This is a genomic window from Paraburkholderia steynii (genome assembly GCF_900100565.1).
Lineage (GTDB): Bacteria > Pseudomonadota > Gammaproteobacteria > Burkholderiales > Burkholderiaceae > Paraburkholderia > Paraburkholderia terrae.
On sequence record NZ_FNDI01000012.1, the window covers coordinates 94902 to 110406 of the forward strand.

The following is a 15505-nucleotide window of genomic DNA, read 5'->3' on the forward strand; positions in this document are numbered from 1 at the left end:
ATCGAGCGAACATGAGATTGACGAAAAATCGGGCAGCGCTCAATGATTTTTGTCACCTTCGCGGACACTGCGTGCATACGCGGTGCGCTCTCGCAGACACAGGTCAGATTCGAGGCGCTTATGCGAGCGTGCAGTTCACGGGCAGCCGCTTGCATCCGCTGCCTATAATCACGCGACGATTCCCGCGCCGCATGCGCGAGAGGACAACGGAGACACACGATGAAGCGAAACAGCGCACTGGTGATCGGCGTCGGCGCCGAACTCGGACTGGGCGCGGCGCTGTGCAGGAAGATCGCCGCGAACGGGTATCACGTGTATGTCGCGGGCCGCACGCAGGCCAAACTCGACATCGTGACGAACGGCATTACGGGCGGCGGCGGATCGGCCGAATCGTTCGCGATGGACGGCACATCGGAAGCGGACATCATGCGTCTTTTCGACCGGGCGATGTCGCCGCCCGACGATATCGATGTGCCATCGCTCGTCGTCTATAACGTCGGCAACAACCGGCATGTTCCGTTTCGCGACCTGACGGAAGCGCAGATGCAGGACTTTTTGCGCTCCGGGCCGGTCGGCGGCTTTCTGGTGGGGCGCGAAGCGGCACGGCGTCTCGCGCCGCTCGGCCGTGGCACGGTGATCTTCACGGGCGCATCGGCGAGCCTGCGCGGCAAGCCCGGCTTCGCGCATTTTGCCGCGGCAAAAGCCGGGCTGCGGATGGTCGCGCAAAGCATGGCGCGCGAGTTCGGGCCGCTCGGGCTGCATGTCGCGCATGTGGTGATCGACGGCGGCATTGACGGCGAGCGCTTGCATGTGTCGCGTCCGCAGGCTGCCGCCGAGCGCGGCGAAAACGGACTGCTGAATGTCGACGCCATTGCCGAAGCGTACTGGCAACTCCATCTTCAGCATCCGTCCGCATGGACGCACGAGATCGATCTGCGTCCTTTTAAAGAGCCGTTCTGACCGTACGGACGAGGCGCGCGCAGTTGCGATCAGCCCGTACCCATACGGGTCTGATCGACGAATTTTTCGGTTGCGTCGTCGATCTTGCGGCCTTTGCGTCCCGCCGGACCATGCACGTACAGCACCTTGACGTTGCTCTCTTCCGGCGGTTGCGCAGGTGGCGGCGTCATCTCGTAGCGCACTTCGCGTGCGTGATCGCTCAATTGCAGATTCGGATTGAACACCGAGTTGAAGCGCCACAGCATCCGCACGAAGTTCGTCTGTCCGCGCATCAGCAGTGAAGCCGCTTCGCCCGCCGCGCGATACAACGCACCCCAGCCGAGATGCTTGCGGTTGAGCACCTGCTGCGTGCGCACCAGTTCTGCGTAGAACTCGGCTAGCGGCAGCTTCGTCGGCAGCACGGCATGCTGGATGTCGTAGAGCCGATAGTCGAGGCTCGTCAGTCGCCGTTGTTCGCGCAACCAGATTTCCGTGCCCGGATACGGCGTGGTCACGCTGATGTTCACAATCTCTGGAATCTCCAGACACCATTGCCGGATCGTTTCGAAGCGCTCGTGATCCCAGTCGGGATCGGCGATCAGATTGATCGCGACCGTGATGCCGAGCGAGCGCGCGAACGCGAGCGCCTCGAAGTTCTTGTCGACGTCGATGCGCTTGCGAAACGCCTTCAGCCCTTCGGCGTCGACGGCTTCGAGTCCGATGAACATGTATTGCAGACCGAGCGTGCGCCAATACTCGAACACTTCCTTGTTGCGCAACAGCACGTCGCCGCGCGTCTCGAGGTAATACTTCTTGCGGATGCCGCGCCGCTCCACTTCACGACCGATCGCCATGCCGTGATCGGCATGCACGAAGGCGACGTCGTCGACGATGAACACGCCCGGCTCGCGAATCGACGCCAGTTCGTCGGCAATGACCTCGGGGCTGCGCGAACGATAGCTGCGTCCATAGAACGTCCACGCGCTGCAGAACGTGCAGTCCCACGGGCAGCCACGCGCGAACTCGATCGACGCGCACGGATCGAGCACGCCGATGAAGTACTTGCGCCGGTGCCGCAGCAGATCGCGCGCGGGGCGAATCTGGTCGAGGCTTTCGGTGAAGCCGGGCGACGGCCCTTCGCCCTTGCTCGTGACGACGCCCGGAATGCGCAACAGTTCGTCCTTGCGCGCAACGGCAGTGAGCAGCTCGACGACCTTCGCTTCGCCTTCGCCCTTGAGGATGCAATCGATCGCACCTTCCGCGTGTTTCAGCATGTCGCGTGCGGTGAACGATGCGCTATGTCCGCCGACGAACACGAAGCAGCCCGGCAAATGCGCCTTGATCGCCTTCGACAGATCGATGATTTCGGGGATATTGGCGAGATAGTTGGCCGAGAAACAGACCACGTCGGGCCGCCACGTGCGGACAAGATTGTGCAGCGCGCGATGGGATTCGACCTGCAGGTCGATCAGGCGGATATCGTGGCCGGCTTCGCGTATCACGGCGGCGACCGTTTCGAGACCGAGCGGCTCGAGGCGCAGATATACGCGGGTGTACATCAGGCCACTGGGGTGAACAGCGAGCACCTTCATGAGATCTCCTTGCGGCGGAAAGGGCGCGCGCGCTGGGACGCTGCGTGCCGGGCTTTCGTGCTGGTATCCCTGGTACGGGTCGACTGCTGAGCCTGTGCGTCCTGCCGGACCTCACCGCAGTGGGCTCTATACGATTCTACTTGTCATCGGGTGGGTGTGCTCGGTGGGGGGCGTAGTGGGGAGGTGAGGGTTTTCGGGAGTCAAAGGCTGGCTTGCATGTGGCGGGCGCCGGCGGGGCAACCCTTCGCGTCAAACTCAGTCCGGCCTCCCGTCATGGTCGCCGAGCGGTCTGGTCGGCCAGTCCACCCAGCGATCGGGGCGGGTAAGTTCATAGGCTTCGTTGAGCGGATAACGAATACGGTTATCGTCGCGCGGACGTTCGCCGATCACCATCAGCCTGACGTCCTCCTTCGTATTGTTGATGAAGGTATGGCAGATGCCAGTGCCTGCCGGAAACGCGACGGAATCGCCTTCAGCGATGGGATAAAGCGTCCCGTCGATCCATACGTCGGGCTTGCCTTCGAGCACGTACACGAACTCCTGCTCGGTACTTTCGGCATGTGGATACGACGTCCTTCGGCCAGGCAGAAGCCGTATGTGATGAATGCCGATGCGCGTAATGCCGAGCGCGGCGGAAAGCGGCGCGTCCAGCGCCATTGGCTCGGTATCGCCGGGATAGGAGTGCGCATCCGGTTGTTCGAGTTCAGTCCAGTGTTTGATGAAATCCGGTCGGCTCATCAGTTGCTCTCCTTTGGATTGAAAATCGATAATAGCGGCTTGGGGGGAGGACGAGACGCGTTCGCCTCTATTGGCGCCTTTACGCATTCGCAGCAAGATCGCAAGCGATGCACAGAGTTCCCTCCCTCACTGAGCAGGATGCCGCCAGTCCTCCCACGCATCCCGCACCCGCAGCGCAATACGCTTCCACGGCGGATCAGCAAACAGAATCAGCGCCCCAAGCGCGAGGCATCCACAGACGAGAAACGTCCCCCGATAGCCAAGGCCCGCGACCAGCACGCCCGACAACACGCCCGACAGAATCGACCCAACGCGCGAAGCGTTGAAGAACAACGCAGTCGCCGCGCCGGGCGAACGCGGATTCAGGTCCTGCATATACGTCATGCCAAGACACGACGTGACGGCCACGACGAATGCATTGAAAGCCTGCATGGGGATCAGCACGCTGACAGTGCCCGCTGCCGCGACTGCGATGAAATACACCACATGAACGGCCGCGCATGCCGCGAGCCAGTTCAGCTTGTTGAGCGTCGAGCCGCGCGCGCCGAGCGCGAGCATCATCGGAATTTCGAGGAACGCGCCGAGTCCGAGCATGATCGACACATCGAGCCGCGTGCCCTTCAGGCCATGCACGACGTAAAGCGGCAGCACGATCATCGTCGCGTTCGCGGCAAGGCCGATCAGGGTTAGCGCGACGACGGAACGCCAGATCTGCCGCTGCGTGCCGGGCGCATGAGGCGGCGAGGGCGGCGGCGGCTCGGCGGGCTCGGTGACGGTCGTCACTTCGAGCGACGAAGCCGGGTCGCCCGCATAGTGCGCCGGCGTGCTGTGCGGATCGCCAGCGGGCGATTCGCGCATGCGCCACACGATCGCGCCGCATGCCGCGAAGCACGCCGCCGCGAACAGAAAGAGCCCGTAAAAGCCTGCGCCCGCCAGCACCAGCGCGCCGACGGACGGCCCGAACACCCACGCCATCGACAGCACCGTGCGCAGCGTCGCCAGCGCGAACGAGCGCTCTGCTTCGTCGTTCACGGGCAGCGCCGCGCGACCGAACGAGAACACCAGCGACATCGCCGAGCCGCCCGCGCCGAGAAACGCCACGCCGATCACGAGCAGCGCCAGATAGTTGCGCACGAAACAAAGCAGCAGAAAGCCGAGCGAGGCCGCGATCAACGCCGCGAGCAACAGCGCGCGATGATGTCCATGTTTATCGGACCATTTGCCCGCCCACGCGCTTGCGACCACGCCGCTCGCCGCAATCAGCGTCATGAACAGACCGAGCTGCAACGGCGACATGCCCGTCTGCTCGACGCCGAACAACGACAGATACGGCGCGGTGAACGACATCGCGATGCCCAGCATCAGCGTCGCGCCGGCTAGCGGCATGAAAGAATGAATGCGCGTGAGACTGGCGAAGCGGGAGTTCATCGAGGGCGCGTGTTCGAACTGTGGGATGCGGGCGCAAGTGGGGAATCGCGCACGCAAGGGGCATTGTCGAACGCAAAGCGCATCGCGCGCAACGCAGTTTCGTCATCTTGTGCAAAGAATGCGCGCCGCATGCGTGAAAACAGCAGAAGCCCGCCCGGCATCAAGGGCAAGCGAAATGAGCGACGTGAAGCGCTTAGACTGATTGGCTCGTTACGTTGGCACGCTTTGACAGATGACTGAACTCAAAGGCTCGATCGAATCCTACATATTGGCGAAGGACGGCAACCGTCCGCATCTGTTGACGGATGCATTCGCGCACGATGCGTCTTTGGCGATGACCGTGAAAACAGCCGCCATCGCGTTTCCGCAAGAAACGCACGGGCGCGATGCGATTGCGTCCGTGCTGGTGAGCGACTTCGCGCTGAAGTACGAGAACGTGTACACGTTTTGCGTCGGCGCGATACCCGCCGCTAACCAAAGCGAGTTCTCGTGCGACTGGCTCGTCTGCATGACGGAAAAGGCGACTGGCGCGGCGCGCGTCGGTTATGGCCGCTACGAATGGACGAGCGATGCGGCATCGTCGCGAGTGACGCGGCTGCACATCACGATCGAAGAAATGGCAACACTCCCCGCAGAGTTTGCCGAAAGCATATTGCGGTGGGCGAGCCGCTTGCCATACCCGTGGTGCGCGCGTGACGCGCTGAGTAAAGACGCGCCCGGCATCGAAACCGTTCAGCGCGTCGTTACGCAACTGACGCGCTAACGCACCAGTTGGTCGCCTTCGAGCGCTGCCGGCGCGCCATACGTCCACGCATGATTGCGCGAACCGTGGCCGATCGGAAAACCCGCGTAAATCGGCACGCCATACGGCTTCAACAGATCGACCATCATGTCGTGCAACGTGAAGTCCGCGTTTTCAGGCAGCGGACAGCGGATGAAGTCGCCGAGCACGAAGGCGCGCGCACCGTCGAACACGCCCGCTTCGCGCAACTGCATGACACTGCGGTCGATCCGATAGGCAAGCTCGGTCACGTCTTCGAGCAGCACGATTGCGCCGTCGCAGCCCGCCTGCCATTGTGTGCCCGCAAGACTCGCGAGCACGGTAATGTTGCCGCCCGCAAGATGCCCTTCGACACGACGTGCATCCGAGCCATACAGAAGCTGCAACGGCTCGGGCGCGGCGCGCTCTTCGTGCAGCTCTGCGAGCATGCTTGCGCGCGAAGCGTCGTCGAGTTTGGTCGCGAGCCCGTTCAACGTCGGACCGTGAATCACGCGCACGTTCGGCATGCCATGCAGCGCGCCGAATAGCGCAGTCGCGTCGGAAAAACCCACGAGCGTTTTCGCGCACGGCACGGCATCGGGCAGCGCATGCAGCGTATAAATGCTGCCGTAGCCGCCGCGCGCCACCCAGACGATATCGACGGAAGGATCGGTCAACGCGCGATGCAGATCGGCGGCGCGATCTTCATGTTTGCCCGCGTGATAGCGATAGCGGTCGCGCACATGCGTGCCGACCTGCACGCGCAGGCCCCAGCTTTCGAGCAATGCGATGCTTTCCTCGACGTGCTGCATGTCGGGCACGCCCGCCGGCGCAACGACGGCGACTGTCTTGCCTTCCAGCTTCATGCGCCCGCCTTTTTCGCGAGCAGCGCGGCCGTTTCCGGTGCGCCCATGCGGCTTGCGGCGTCGGCGGCCGACACGCCGTTCGCATCGCGCGCGTTGGGATTTGCGCCATGCGCGAGCAGCAGCTCGACCATTTCCGTGCGATTGAACATTGCGGCAACCATCAACGCCGTGCGTCCGTCCGGCGACGCGCCTTCGACATCCGCGCCATGCGCGAGCAGCGTCTTCACGACATCTGTGAAGCCCTTGAATGCCGCGCCCGCGAGGGGCGTCTGTCCGTTGTCGTTACGCAGGTTCGGGTCCGCGCCGCGCTCGAGCAGCACGCGCACGGCATCCGCATGGCCGTGATAGGCGGCGAGCATCACGAGGCTGTCGCCTTTCTCGTTGCGCAGATTCGGCGGCGCGCCTTTCTCGATGACGGCAGCCAGCATGTTCGCTTCGCCGCGCCGGGCTGCGTCGAATATTTCGCGCGCCACTTCGAGCAGATCAGGATCGATGTCGTCTGGGCTGCGCTTGTCGTCTGTCATGAAGCTTCTCCACTGTCGAACGAACGTCGCCATTCGCACGGCGCGTCAGGTACAGCAGAGGATACAGGCAATGCCTGTTTGATGTTGTCCTTGGCCGGGACTCACGTTGCCCGGCAAAGAGATGCGCAACGAGGATAAGCAAAAGCGTTTGCTGAGATGCTTCAGTAGCGGTGAGGATTTTCGGGAGCCGTATCCCGCAACCGTTACGCCTGCTTGCGAATGGTCGGCTCCGCGTCGCCGTTTGCCATGATGCGGTCGAGCCGGGCGCTCGCATCCGTCAGCGCGCTGAGCGGCGCGCGCTGCAATTGCGCGTCGTAAGTGCTGACGATGTGCGAGAGCAGTTCGACATGCGCTTCGTCGATACGCCACTCGTCGCTCGACCGGCCGCGCTCGAACGTGACGGCGAGCGCCTGATCGGCGGTGCGCAGCTGATCGTATGTCATCTCACCGTAGCCGAGATCGCACAGAAAGCCGGTCAGCAGCATCGTCTGCGTGAGCGTCTGCGCGGCACTCATGCTGCCTGCGCCGCGACGCAGCGCGTCGAGGGCAATGTGTACGGGCAGGATCAGTTCGACAGCCATGCTGCGCGGGATGGGCAGAAGCATCGCTTTTGCCTGCCGCGCGCGCGCTGCCTGATTGCTGCCGGGAAACGGAATGGTCTTAGCCATATCGCCTGAGAAAAAATTGGGAATGCTCTAGCGATAACGGCGCAAGGCGGAAAAGATTAAGGGCTGATTTCCCTAAACCGCAAACGTTTGTCAAATCTCATATTTCCTTCTTTTGCATAGCGGTCGAACGGCCGCATTAAAGATGCTTGAAATAGAAGGTCGTGCCGCAAAACGATCCATCCGGCATCAACGCATAGTTCGGCACTTCGCCGACGCGCTGCCAACCCGCACGCTCGTACACGCGCTCCGCCTCGCCGCCCGTCACGGTGTCGAGGACGAGCACGGTCTTGCCTTCGTCGCGGGCCACGGCATCGGCGGCTGCCATCAGCCGATGCGCGACGCCTTGCCGACGCGCGCGGCGATGCACGAGCATCTTCGCGACATCGGCGCGATGCGGCTGGTTGTCGGGCTGCGCGAGCACGAGCTGCACCGTACCGGCGATGCGTCCGTCCGCATCTTCGGCGACCAGCAGCGCGCGCTCACCGCGTTCGACACCCGCCGCCACCATCTGCCAGAAGGCGACCGCCTTGTCGCGCGCGAGCGGCCACATGAAGCTGACGGAAGCGCCGCCCGCGACGCAATCGATCAGCACGTCGGCAAGGCCGTCGATGCACTGCGCAGCCTCGTGCGCGCCGACGCGCCGCACGCTGATCGTCTCCGTCATGCGTTTCTCCTCACAGATGAAAAGGGCAGCGCCGATAGCGCCACCAGATAGCGCGCCGGGTTGCGCGTCGGGTTGTGAAACACGGTCGGGCAATCGAGGCGCATTGCCACGCAGTCGCCCGCTTCGAGCCGCCAGTGCGCGTCGCCGGCGCTGATTTCCATCGCGCCTTCGATCAGCCAGATCTGCTGATGGATTTCGGCGTCGCGCGCACCGGTCTCGTAGGCGACGCGCTGGCCGGCGGGAAAGTGAACCTCCACTAACTGGATTGGCGACGGCAGCGCGGGCGACAGATTGCGCCGCACATAGCCAGACCCCGGATCGGTCCAGACGGCCTGCTCGGCGGCGCGCGCGAGCGGCGACGGCGCCTCGGCGGGCGTCGCGGGGGCTTCGAACAGCGACGCGAGCACGACGCCGAGCGCGGTGGCGAGCTTGTCGAGCACGGCTGCCGTCGGGCTGCTTTGTGCGCGCTCGATCAGCGAGATAGCCGAGCGGCTCACGCCGCTGCGTTCGGCGAGCGCTTCGAGCGACAGCCCGTGGCTGTCGCGCAGTTCGCGCACGCGGCGCGCAATCAGTGCGTTGATATCCATGGCGTCTAGCATACTGGATCAAAATTCCAGAATGCTGGATGAGCAGCGCTTTCGTTACAGTCGAATGCGAGCGTGCAAACTGCTTCGGGCACAATGCCCGGACGTCCCGATTCCCTGAACCACTACGAACCCGAACGATGAGCCGTCGTCCCGTCGTCGCAAGTCAATCGTCAAGCAGATCGATCGGTAAAACCGTCGGCCTCGTCGCGCCCGTGCTGGCGGGACTCATCGTCGTGTTGCTGGGCGCGGCGCTGCTCGGTGGCTGGCTGCTGCTGCGCGGCAGTCTTGCGCAGCTGGACGGCACGCAGCGTGCGCCGTCGCTGTCGTCGGCGGTGACGATCGAGCGCGACGCGCTCGGCGTGCCGACCATTCACGGCGCGACGCGCGACGATGTCGCGTACGCGACGGGCTTCCTGCACGCGCAGGACCGCTTCCTTCAGATGGACCTGCTCAGGCGCGTCGCGGCGGGCGAAATGTCGGCGCTGGTCGGCCCGAACGCGCTCGAACTCGACAGGCGCAACCGGCTGCACCGCTTTCGCGCCCGCGCGCATGCGATCGTCGAAGCCATGCCCGCCGATCAGCGGCAACTGCTCGAGCGCTACACGGCGGGCGTCAATGCGGGGCTCGCCGCGTTGTCGTCGCGGCCGTTCGAATACTGGATGCTGCGCACGCAACCCGAGCCGTGGCGTGCCGAAGATTCGCTGCTGGTCGTCTACGCGATGTACTTCGATCTGCAGTCGTCCGAAACGCGCCGCATCCTCGCACGCGCCGTGTTGCGCGACCGTGTGGACGCCGATCTGTATACGTTCCTGCTCCCCGCCGCGAGCCATTGGGATGCGCCTTTCGACAGCGCATCGACGCCGCCCGTCGAACCCGCACGCATTCCTTCGACGCGCCCCGACTGGCTCGCGGCACCGAAGCCCGCGAGCGTCGCAAGCGAGCAGACTGAGGACGTGAGCGAGTCGGCCGTGGGCAGCAACGGCTGGGTCGTCGACGGCGCGCACAGCGCACATGGCGGCGCGATCCTCGCGAGCGACATGCACCTCGGGCTGTCGCTGCCGAACATCTGGTATCGCGTATCGCTGATGTGGCCCGCCGGCGACGGATTGCCGATGCACGCGTTGACGGGCGTGAGCCTGCCCGGCGCGCCGCTCGTGATTGCGGGCAGCAACGGCAAGATCGCGTGGAGCTTCACGAACAGCTACGGCCGCTATATCGACCTGATCGAGTTGCATCGCAATGCTGCCGACCGGTTGCAGTACCGCACGCCCGATGGCGCGTGGGCGCGTGCGACCGTCTATCACGAGCGCATCGACGTGAAGGGCGGCGCGAGCGTCGACTTGCCGGTGGCAGAAACGCGCTGGGGACCGGAACTGACGATCGGCGCGCGCGCGTATGCGTTGCGCTGGGTCGCGCACGATCGCGAGGCCGTGAACCTCAATCTGCAAAAGCTCGAAGACGCGAAGACGATCGGCGAAGCGCTGCGCGTCGCGCAAACCAGCGGCCTCCCGACCCAGAACATCATGGTCGCGGACTCACGCGGCAAGATCGGCTGGACGCTGGCGGGCCCGCTGCCGCAGCGCGATCCGGCTGACGTGCAAAACGGCCCGGACAGCGACACACCGTACGATTCGGCGACGTATAAAGGCTGGCAACACTATCTGCCGCCTGCGTCGTATCCGAAGCGCGTCGATCCGCCGCTCGGCCGTCTGTGGACGGCGAACAATCGCGTGGTGATGTCGCGCGACGCCGCGCTGATCGGCGACTCGGGCGCGGACCTCGGAGCGCGCGCGTCGCAGATTCGCGACGATCTGCTCGCCGCGCCGAGCCCCGACGAACACGCCATGCTGTCGATCCAGACCGACGACCGCGCGCAATGGATCGAGGTCTGGCGGCGCGTGGCGCTCGAAGCGCTCGATGCCGGTGCGCTCGAAGGTCATCCGCAGCGCGCGGCGTTCCGGCAGCAACTGGTCGCATGGAATGGACGCGCGGATGTCGACGCCGTCGGCTATCGGCTCACGCGCGGTTTCTTCTTCTCGCTGTACGACGCGTGGTTCGGCAGGCTCGACGCCGAACTTGCGGGCGCGGTGCCGGGCGGCGGAGACGGTAGTCCGCCGCTTGGTCTGCGCGTTGCAAACTCGCGCTATGAAGCCGTGATGGAGACGCTCGCCGAGCATCACGCGTGGATGCCGGAAGGCTTCAGGGACTGGCGCGCGTTCGTGCTCGACCGCGTCGATCGCACGATTGCCCAGTTGCCACCCGATACGCCGATCGAACAGGCGCGCTGGGGCGAGCGCAATCGTGCGGCCATCGAGCATCCGTTTGCGCGCATCGTGCCGGCGTGGCTGCCGTGGGTGCGCGGCTGGCTCGGCGCGCCGCACGATCCGTTGCCCGGCGATATCAACATGCCGCGCGTGCAGGGGCCGAGCTTCGGCGCATCGGAGCGGATGATCGTGTCGCCGGGACGCGAGCAGAGCGGCATCTTCGAAATGCCGGGCGGACAGTCGGGCCATCCGCTGTCGCCATACTTTCTCGCCGGTCATGAAGCATGGGTGCGCGGCGAGAAGACGTCGTTCCTGCCTGGCGCGCCCGTGCATCGGTTGATACTTGGCCGGACGGGGCAATGATTCCGTATTGAAGGTTTGAGTGGAGTGTCCGTATGGAGAAGGAACGCAGCAGCGATCTGCTCGCGGTGCGCGATCTGTTGAGGCAGTTCGTCGACGAGCGTGACTGGTCGCGCTTTCATTCGCCGAAGAATCTCGCGACGGCATTGAGCGTCGAAGCGAGCGAATTGCTGGAGCCGTTTCAATGGCTGCAGTCGGGCGAAAAGAGCGAACTCGCAGACGACAAGCTCACCGCAATCCGTCACGAGATGGCCGACGTACTCGCGTATCTCGTGATGCTCGCCGACCGGCTCGACGTCGATCTGTATGCGGCGGTGCTGGAGAAGATCGAATTGAATCGCGCGAAGTATCCGGCGCACAAGGTGCGCGGCGATTCGCGCAAGTACTCCGAGTACGGCGGCGATTAGCGGTTTATACCGTCGCGATGTCTTCCGCGAAGAAGCGGCGGCGCGCGTGTTCGTCGGTTGGATTGTCGGGGCCGCGGCCCTGCAGGTCGGGCACGCGCTGCGGCTCTTTCGCGAGATGCGGGAAGACTCGCGCCCTGCGCGCATCGGCGAGTGGGCCTGTTTCGTACATCAATTGCGTCAGCCAGTCTTCGATACGATGCAGCGCTGCATAGTACGCATCGTGCTGACGCGCATAGTCGTCGGCGGCTGCGTGCCAGTCGTCGTTCGACAGCAGGCAGTCGCGCAGCACGCGCACGTCGCGCAGCGTCAACGCGAGCCCGCAGCCGAATGACGGATCGGACGTCGCCGCCGCGTCGCCGATCAGCGCGACGCCATCGCGATACGGATGCTCGACCCAGCAATCGGCGCCAGGATAAGCCGCGAGCGGTCCCGTCGTGCGTGCGTCTGCGTACCATTCACGCGGCACGCCCGTTTCGACGGATAGGTCGATAAAGGTCTGCGCGTTGTGACTGCCGCTCAACGGATGCTCACGCGTCCCCGCGCCGTAAACGAAATACGAGCGATAGCGCCGCTCGCCGAGTGGAAAGATCAACGCGCTTCGTGCAATGGATGGCTGCTGGAAATACTGCACGGTGTCATCGGGCGCATCGAGATCTTCGTGCAGCACCCCGGCTATGATGAGCCGCGACGCGTCCTGATTTGGCGTGAAGCGTGCGAGCCGTCGCATGACGGAACGGCGGCCATCCGCGCCGACCACGAGCTTCGCCCGTAGGCGCTCGTCGCCGTTCTCCGTGTGTATCACCAGAGCCGGCGCGTCGCCCGTTTCGAGTCCAACCACTGTTACGCCTCGCCGGACTTCGGCGCCCGCATCGCAGGCCGCATCGAGCAGCGTCTGCTGCATCGACGGATGATAGAAGTTGAAGCAGCCGTTGTTCGTTGGCGTGGTGGCGATCAGATCGCGCGTGTCGCGGGCTGTACCGTTCAGATAGCGTTTCCACCAGCGGACTTCGCACGCGCCGCTGTCGCGCATCAGCGCGTCGATGCCGAGCGCGCGCGCTTCGGCGACGCCCCACGGCAGCATGCCTTCGCCGCGCACGCGGTCCTTGAACGCCAGTTCGTGTTCGACGATCAACACGCGAGCGCCGTGCATCGCAAGCGCGCGGCCGAGCGTTGCGCCGCCCAGGCCGCCGCCTGCTATCACGACATCCCAGTGACTTTGTGCCATGTTCGACGATCCTCGACGGTAGCCGCTATCAGTTGAACGGACATCCGTCGCGCGTTTTGCAACCGTGGGCATCGGGCGATTACGGCGACGGCGGATGCAGGCGACCGTCGTCGCCTAGTACGAGGCCTTGCCATGTCGCGGGCTTGCCGGACAGTTCCCACGCGGCGATCTGCGGCGGCGTTCTGCCGATGCCGCCGCGTACGTTCGCGAGCGCGGCGCGGTCGAGGGTTGCGTTGACGGACAGATCTTTGATGGTGAGCGTGTTCATCATCTTGCTCCTTCGGCGCGAAGCCCGCTTGCTTGCGGGAATGACCATTCAGAGGCAGAGAGCATGCCAGGCGCGTCAATCACGCCGTGACCGGAGTGTCAGCGCAGAAGTGATGGAAGCGGACCAACAGAAGCTCACCGCATGTCGGCGCAAACCGTCCATAGGTGAGCGTTTACGGGGGCGGTTCGTGTTGGTTCAAGGCCAGGGTCGCAGCAATAAAAAAAGCCGCCCGAAGGCGGCTCGCATAGCAGTCGTCGCGAGAAGCGCTTACTGCTTCACGCCTTCCGTCTGGATATGCAGCACGGTCTTCGTATTGAAGCCGTACGACTTGCCCCAGTCGATGCCGAAGTCCGCGCGGTCGAACGTCGCCGTCGATTCCGCGCCGCACACTTCGCGCTTGAGCATCGGGTTGATGAAGCACTTGAACGATTCGATCTTCAGGTTCAGCGGCTTCGTCACGCCATGCATCGTCAGCGTGCCGATCACCTCGACGGGCGTGTCGCCGTCGAAGCGGATCTGCGTGCCCTTGTAGGTCGCCGTCGGGTACTTCGCTGCGTCGAAGAACTCCGGCGTTTGCAGATGCTTGTCGAGCTTGTCGTTGCCCGTATCGATCGAGGTCGTGTCGATCGTCACGTCGACCGTGCCCGTCTTCGCTGCGCGATCGAGCGTCACCGTGCCGCTCGACTTCTTGAACTTGCCGCGCCATACCGAGATGCCGCCGAAGTGATCGGCTTCGAAGCTCGGGTACGTGTGGTTCGGATCGAGCTGGTACGTATCGGCTGCCATTGCATTGAACGACATACCCGCGATCAGCGCGCCCGCTGCGATCAACAGTTGTTTCTTCACGTTATTCTCCTAAGTTGATGAGTGTGCCCCGCGCGCTCAATGCTTTGCGGCGACGATGTGAAACTTGATGACGACGTCGTCGGCGACTACCGACGTATCTTTCCATTCGCCCGAGCCGATGTCGTACTGCGTGCGTTTGATGGGCAGCGAGCCGTCGAACGTCTGCGTCGCGCCCTGCTGCGTGATGGAAACAGGCACGGTGACCGTCTGCGATTTGCCTTTGATGGTCAGCTTGCCCGTGACCTTGTACTGATTGCCGCCTGCGGGTGCGATCGCCGTCGAAACGAAAGTCGCTTTCGGGAACGTTGCGCTGTCGAACCATTCCTTGCCGCGCACCTGCTTGTTGTATTCGGGGTCGCCGAGGTCGTAGCTGTCGGTGTCGATCGACAGATTCGCGCTGCCTGCCGTTGGCTTCGCGGGATCGAACGTCAGTTGTGCGTTGAACTTCTTGAACGTGCCGTCGACGGGCACGTTCATCTGCTTCGATGTCGCGACTACCGTGCTCTTGCCCGCATCGACCTGCGCGAAGGCCGGCAACGCGGCGGCGAACAGAACGGCGGCGGCGGCGCCCGCCAGCACGCGGCGATAACAGTTGTTCTTCATGTTCATTCGATGATCCAGCGTAAGGTCAACGTGAAAGCGCCCTGAAAAGCGCGCTCATTTGAGGAAGGGAATCATGCGTGCCAGCAATCCGTCGCGTTCGACGAACTGATGCTTGAGCGCCGCGAGCACATGCATGGCGAACAGCACGAGCAGCGTGTAATTCAACGCGATATGCGTGGTGCGCAAGATCGCCTTCAGCGCCTGGTCGGGGCCGATGAAAGTCGGCAACGGCAGCACGCCGAGATACACGACCTGCACACCCGCCGCCGAGCTGAACAAGTAGCCGGTGATTGGAATGGCAAGCATCAGTACATAGAGCAGCGCGTGCGTCGCGTGCGCGGCGGCCTTTTGCCAGGCGGGCATTGCAGCGGGCATCGGCGGCGCTGCATGCGTTGCGCGCCACACGACGCGCAGCACGGCCAGCGCGAACACGGTGACGCCGATCCACTTGTGCCACGAGACGTATTTGAGCTTCGTCGGCGTGAAGCCCGGAATGTCCGTCATGATCCAGCCGAGATAGAAGCCGCAGATCATCAGCAGCGCGATCAGCCAGTGCAGCGCAATGGCCGTGCGGCTGTAGCGCAGACTCTTACCTGCGCTTGGAGAAGAAGCGTGGGACGTCATAGGCAATCGAGGACCTTCGCGTGTTCAGTTCACTGTGGAGTGCGACGTAATGACGCCGCTTCCGATTGACGCGAATGGTAGTGGGCGAATATGCCTATGAATAGCTATGTGCGGGAGAACAGATCGTTGCGGTGGTGCGAGC

At 63.9% G+C, this 15505-nt stretch carries 18 protein-coding genes; 5 read left to right on the plus strand and 13 right to left on the minus strand.

What is annotated here, in order from left to right; translation table 11 throughout:
- Nucleotides 1-219 precede the first annotated feature (219 nt).
- Nucleotides 220-960, plus strand: a complete 741-nt coding sequence (locus tag BLT65_RS21935) for an SDR family NAD(P)-dependent oxidoreductase (protein WP_091780866.1) — start codon at nucleotides 220-222, stop codon at nucleotides 958-960.
- A gap of 29 nt (nucleotides 961-989) precedes the next feature.
- Here BLT65_RS21935 and hpnR read toward each other — a convergent pair whose 3' ends face one another.
- From hpnR to BLT65_RS21950, 3 genes are all read right to left on the minus strand, one after another.
- The gene (gene hpnR / locus BLT65_RS21940) at nucleotides 990-2531 is read right to left on the minus strand and encodes a hopanoid C-3 methylase HpnR (RefSeq protein ID WP_091780869.1); all 1542 of its coding nucleotides are present in this window, start codon (nucleotides 2529-2531) and stop codon (nucleotides 990-992) included.
- Nucleotides 2532-2786: 255 nt separating this feature from the next.
- On the minus strand, nucleotides 2787-3269 hold the full coding sequence (locus tag BLT65_RS21945; protein ID WP_042304416.1) for a cupin domain-containing protein: 483 nt from the start codon (nucleotides 3267-3269) through the stop codon (nucleotides 2787-2789).
- Nucleotides 3270-3395: 126 nt separating this feature from the next.
- Entirely contained in the window at nucleotides 3396-4697 is a 1302-nt protein-coding gene (locus tag BLT65_RS21950; RefSeq protein ID WP_042304417.1) for a sugar efflux transporter, read from the minus strand.
- 9 nt (nucleotides 4698-4706) lie between these two features.
- On the opposite strand from BLT65_RS21950, the gene BLT65_RS47265 reads away from it, so the two are divergent.
- Both BLT65_RS47265 and BLT65_RS21955 read left to right on the plus strand, forming a co-directional pair.
- Nucleotides 4707-4937 carry a hypothetical protein gene (locus BLT65_RS47265; RefSeq protein ID WP_167306518.1) on the plus strand — a complete coding sequence of 77 codons (231 nt, stop codon included), beginning with the start codon at nucleotides 4707-4709 and terminating at the stop codon, nucleotides 4935-4937.
- Nucleotides 4930-5460, plus strand: a complete 531-nt coding sequence (locus BLT65_RS21955; RefSeq protein ID WP_091780872.1) for a hypothetical protein — start codon at nucleotides 4930-4932, stop codon at nucleotides 5458-5460. The genes BLT65_RS47265 and BLT65_RS21955 overlap by 8 nt, the downstream gene beginning before the upstream one ends.
- Here the strand turns inward: BLT65_RS21955 and BLT65_RS21960 are convergent.
- The 5 genes from BLT65_RS21960 to BLT65_RS21980 all read right to left on the minus strand — a co-directional run bounded on the left by BLT65_RS21960 (nucleotide 5457) and on the right by BLT65_RS21980 (nucleotide 8766).
- Entirely contained in the window at nucleotides 5457-6323 is an 867-nt protein-coding gene (locus BLT65_RS21960) for a S66 peptidase family protein (protein ID WP_091780875.1), read from the minus strand. The two genes, BLT65_RS21955 and BLT65_RS21960, sit on opposite strands and share 4 nt — an antisense overlap.
- Entirely contained in the window at nucleotides 6320-6847 is a 528-nt protein-coding gene (locus tag BLT65_RS21965) for an ankyrin repeat domain-containing protein (RefSeq protein ID WP_042304421.1), read from the minus strand. The genes BLT65_RS21960 and BLT65_RS21965 overlap by 4 nt, the downstream gene beginning before the upstream one ends.
- Before the next feature lie 203 nt (nucleotides 6848-7050).
- On the minus strand, nucleotides 7051-7515 hold the full coding sequence (locus BLT65_RS21970; protein ID WP_091780877.1) for a hypothetical protein: 465 nt from the start codon (nucleotides 7513-7515) through the stop codon (nucleotides 7051-7053).
- Between the two features lie 136 nt (nucleotides 7516-7651).
- Nucleotides 7652-8179 (minus strand): GNAT family N-acetyltransferase, encoded by a 528-nt coding sequence (locus tag BLT65_RS21975; protein ID WP_091780880.1) that lies wholly within the window; start codon nucleotides 8177-8179, stop codon nucleotides 7652-7654.
- A complete protein-coding gene (locus BLT65_RS21980; RefSeq protein WP_042304424.1) occupies nucleotides 8176-8766 on the minus strand; it encodes a helix-turn-helix domain-containing protein in 591 nt (196 codons plus the stop codon). Before BLT65_RS21980 ends, BLT65_RS21975 begins: the two co-directional genes overlap by 4 nt.
- A gap of 137 nt (nucleotides 8767-8903) precedes the next feature.
- On the opposite strand from BLT65_RS21980, the gene BLT65_RS21985 reads away from it, so the two are divergent.
- Together BLT65_RS21985 and BLT65_RS21990 are read left to right on the plus strand one after the other, a co-directional pair.
- Nucleotides 8904-11393 carry a penicillin acylase family protein gene (locus tag BLT65_RS21985; protein WP_091780883.1) on the plus strand — a complete coding sequence of 830 codons (2490 nt, stop codon included), beginning with the start codon at nucleotides 8904-8906 and terminating at the stop codon, nucleotides 11391-11393.
- Between the two features lie 32 nt (nucleotides 11394-11425).
- The gene (locus BLT65_RS21990; RefSeq protein ID WP_042304426.1) at nucleotides 11426-11797 is read left to right on the plus strand and encodes a nucleotide pyrophosphohydrolase; all 372 of its coding nucleotides are present in this window, start codon (nucleotides 11426-11428) and stop codon (nucleotides 11795-11797) included.
- A 4-nt stretch (nucleotides 11798-11801) separates the two neighbouring features.
- On the opposite strand, the gene BLT65_RS21995 is transcribed toward BLT65_RS21990, so the two are convergent.
- From BLT65_RS21995 to BLT65_RS22015, 5 genes are all read right to left on the minus strand, one after another.
- Nucleotides 11802-13022, minus strand: coding sequence for an FAD-dependent oxidoreductase (locus BLT65_RS21995; protein WP_091780886.1), 1221 nt, complete (start codon nucleotides 13020-13022; stop codon nucleotides 11802-11804).
- Nucleotides 13023-13101: 79 nt separating this feature from the next.
- Nucleotides 13102-13290, minus strand: a complete 189-nt coding sequence (locus BLT65_RS22000; protein WP_091780889.1) for a hypothetical protein — start codon at nucleotides 13288-13290, stop codon at nucleotides 13102-13104.
- A gap of 267 nt (nucleotides 13291-13557) precedes the next feature.
- Nucleotides 13558-14136: a YceI family protein gene (locus tag BLT65_RS22005; RefSeq protein ID WP_042304428.1), complete on the minus strand. Its 579-nt coding sequence runs from the start codon at nucleotides 14134-14136 to the stop codon at nucleotides 13558-13560.
- Nucleotides 14137-14172: 36 nt separating this feature from the next.
- Complete coding sequence (locus BLT65_RS22010; protein WP_208545790.1) at nucleotides 14173-14739, minus strand: YceI family protein; 567 nt, start codon at nucleotides 14737-14739, stop codon at nucleotides 14173-14175.
- Nucleotides 14740-14793: 54 nt separating this feature from the next.
- Complete coding sequence (locus tag BLT65_RS22015) at nucleotides 14794-15363, minus strand: cytochrome b (protein ID WP_091780892.1); 570 nt, start codon at nucleotides 15361-15363, stop codon at nucleotides 14794-14796.
- Nucleotides 15364-15505: the final 142 nt, after the last annotated feature.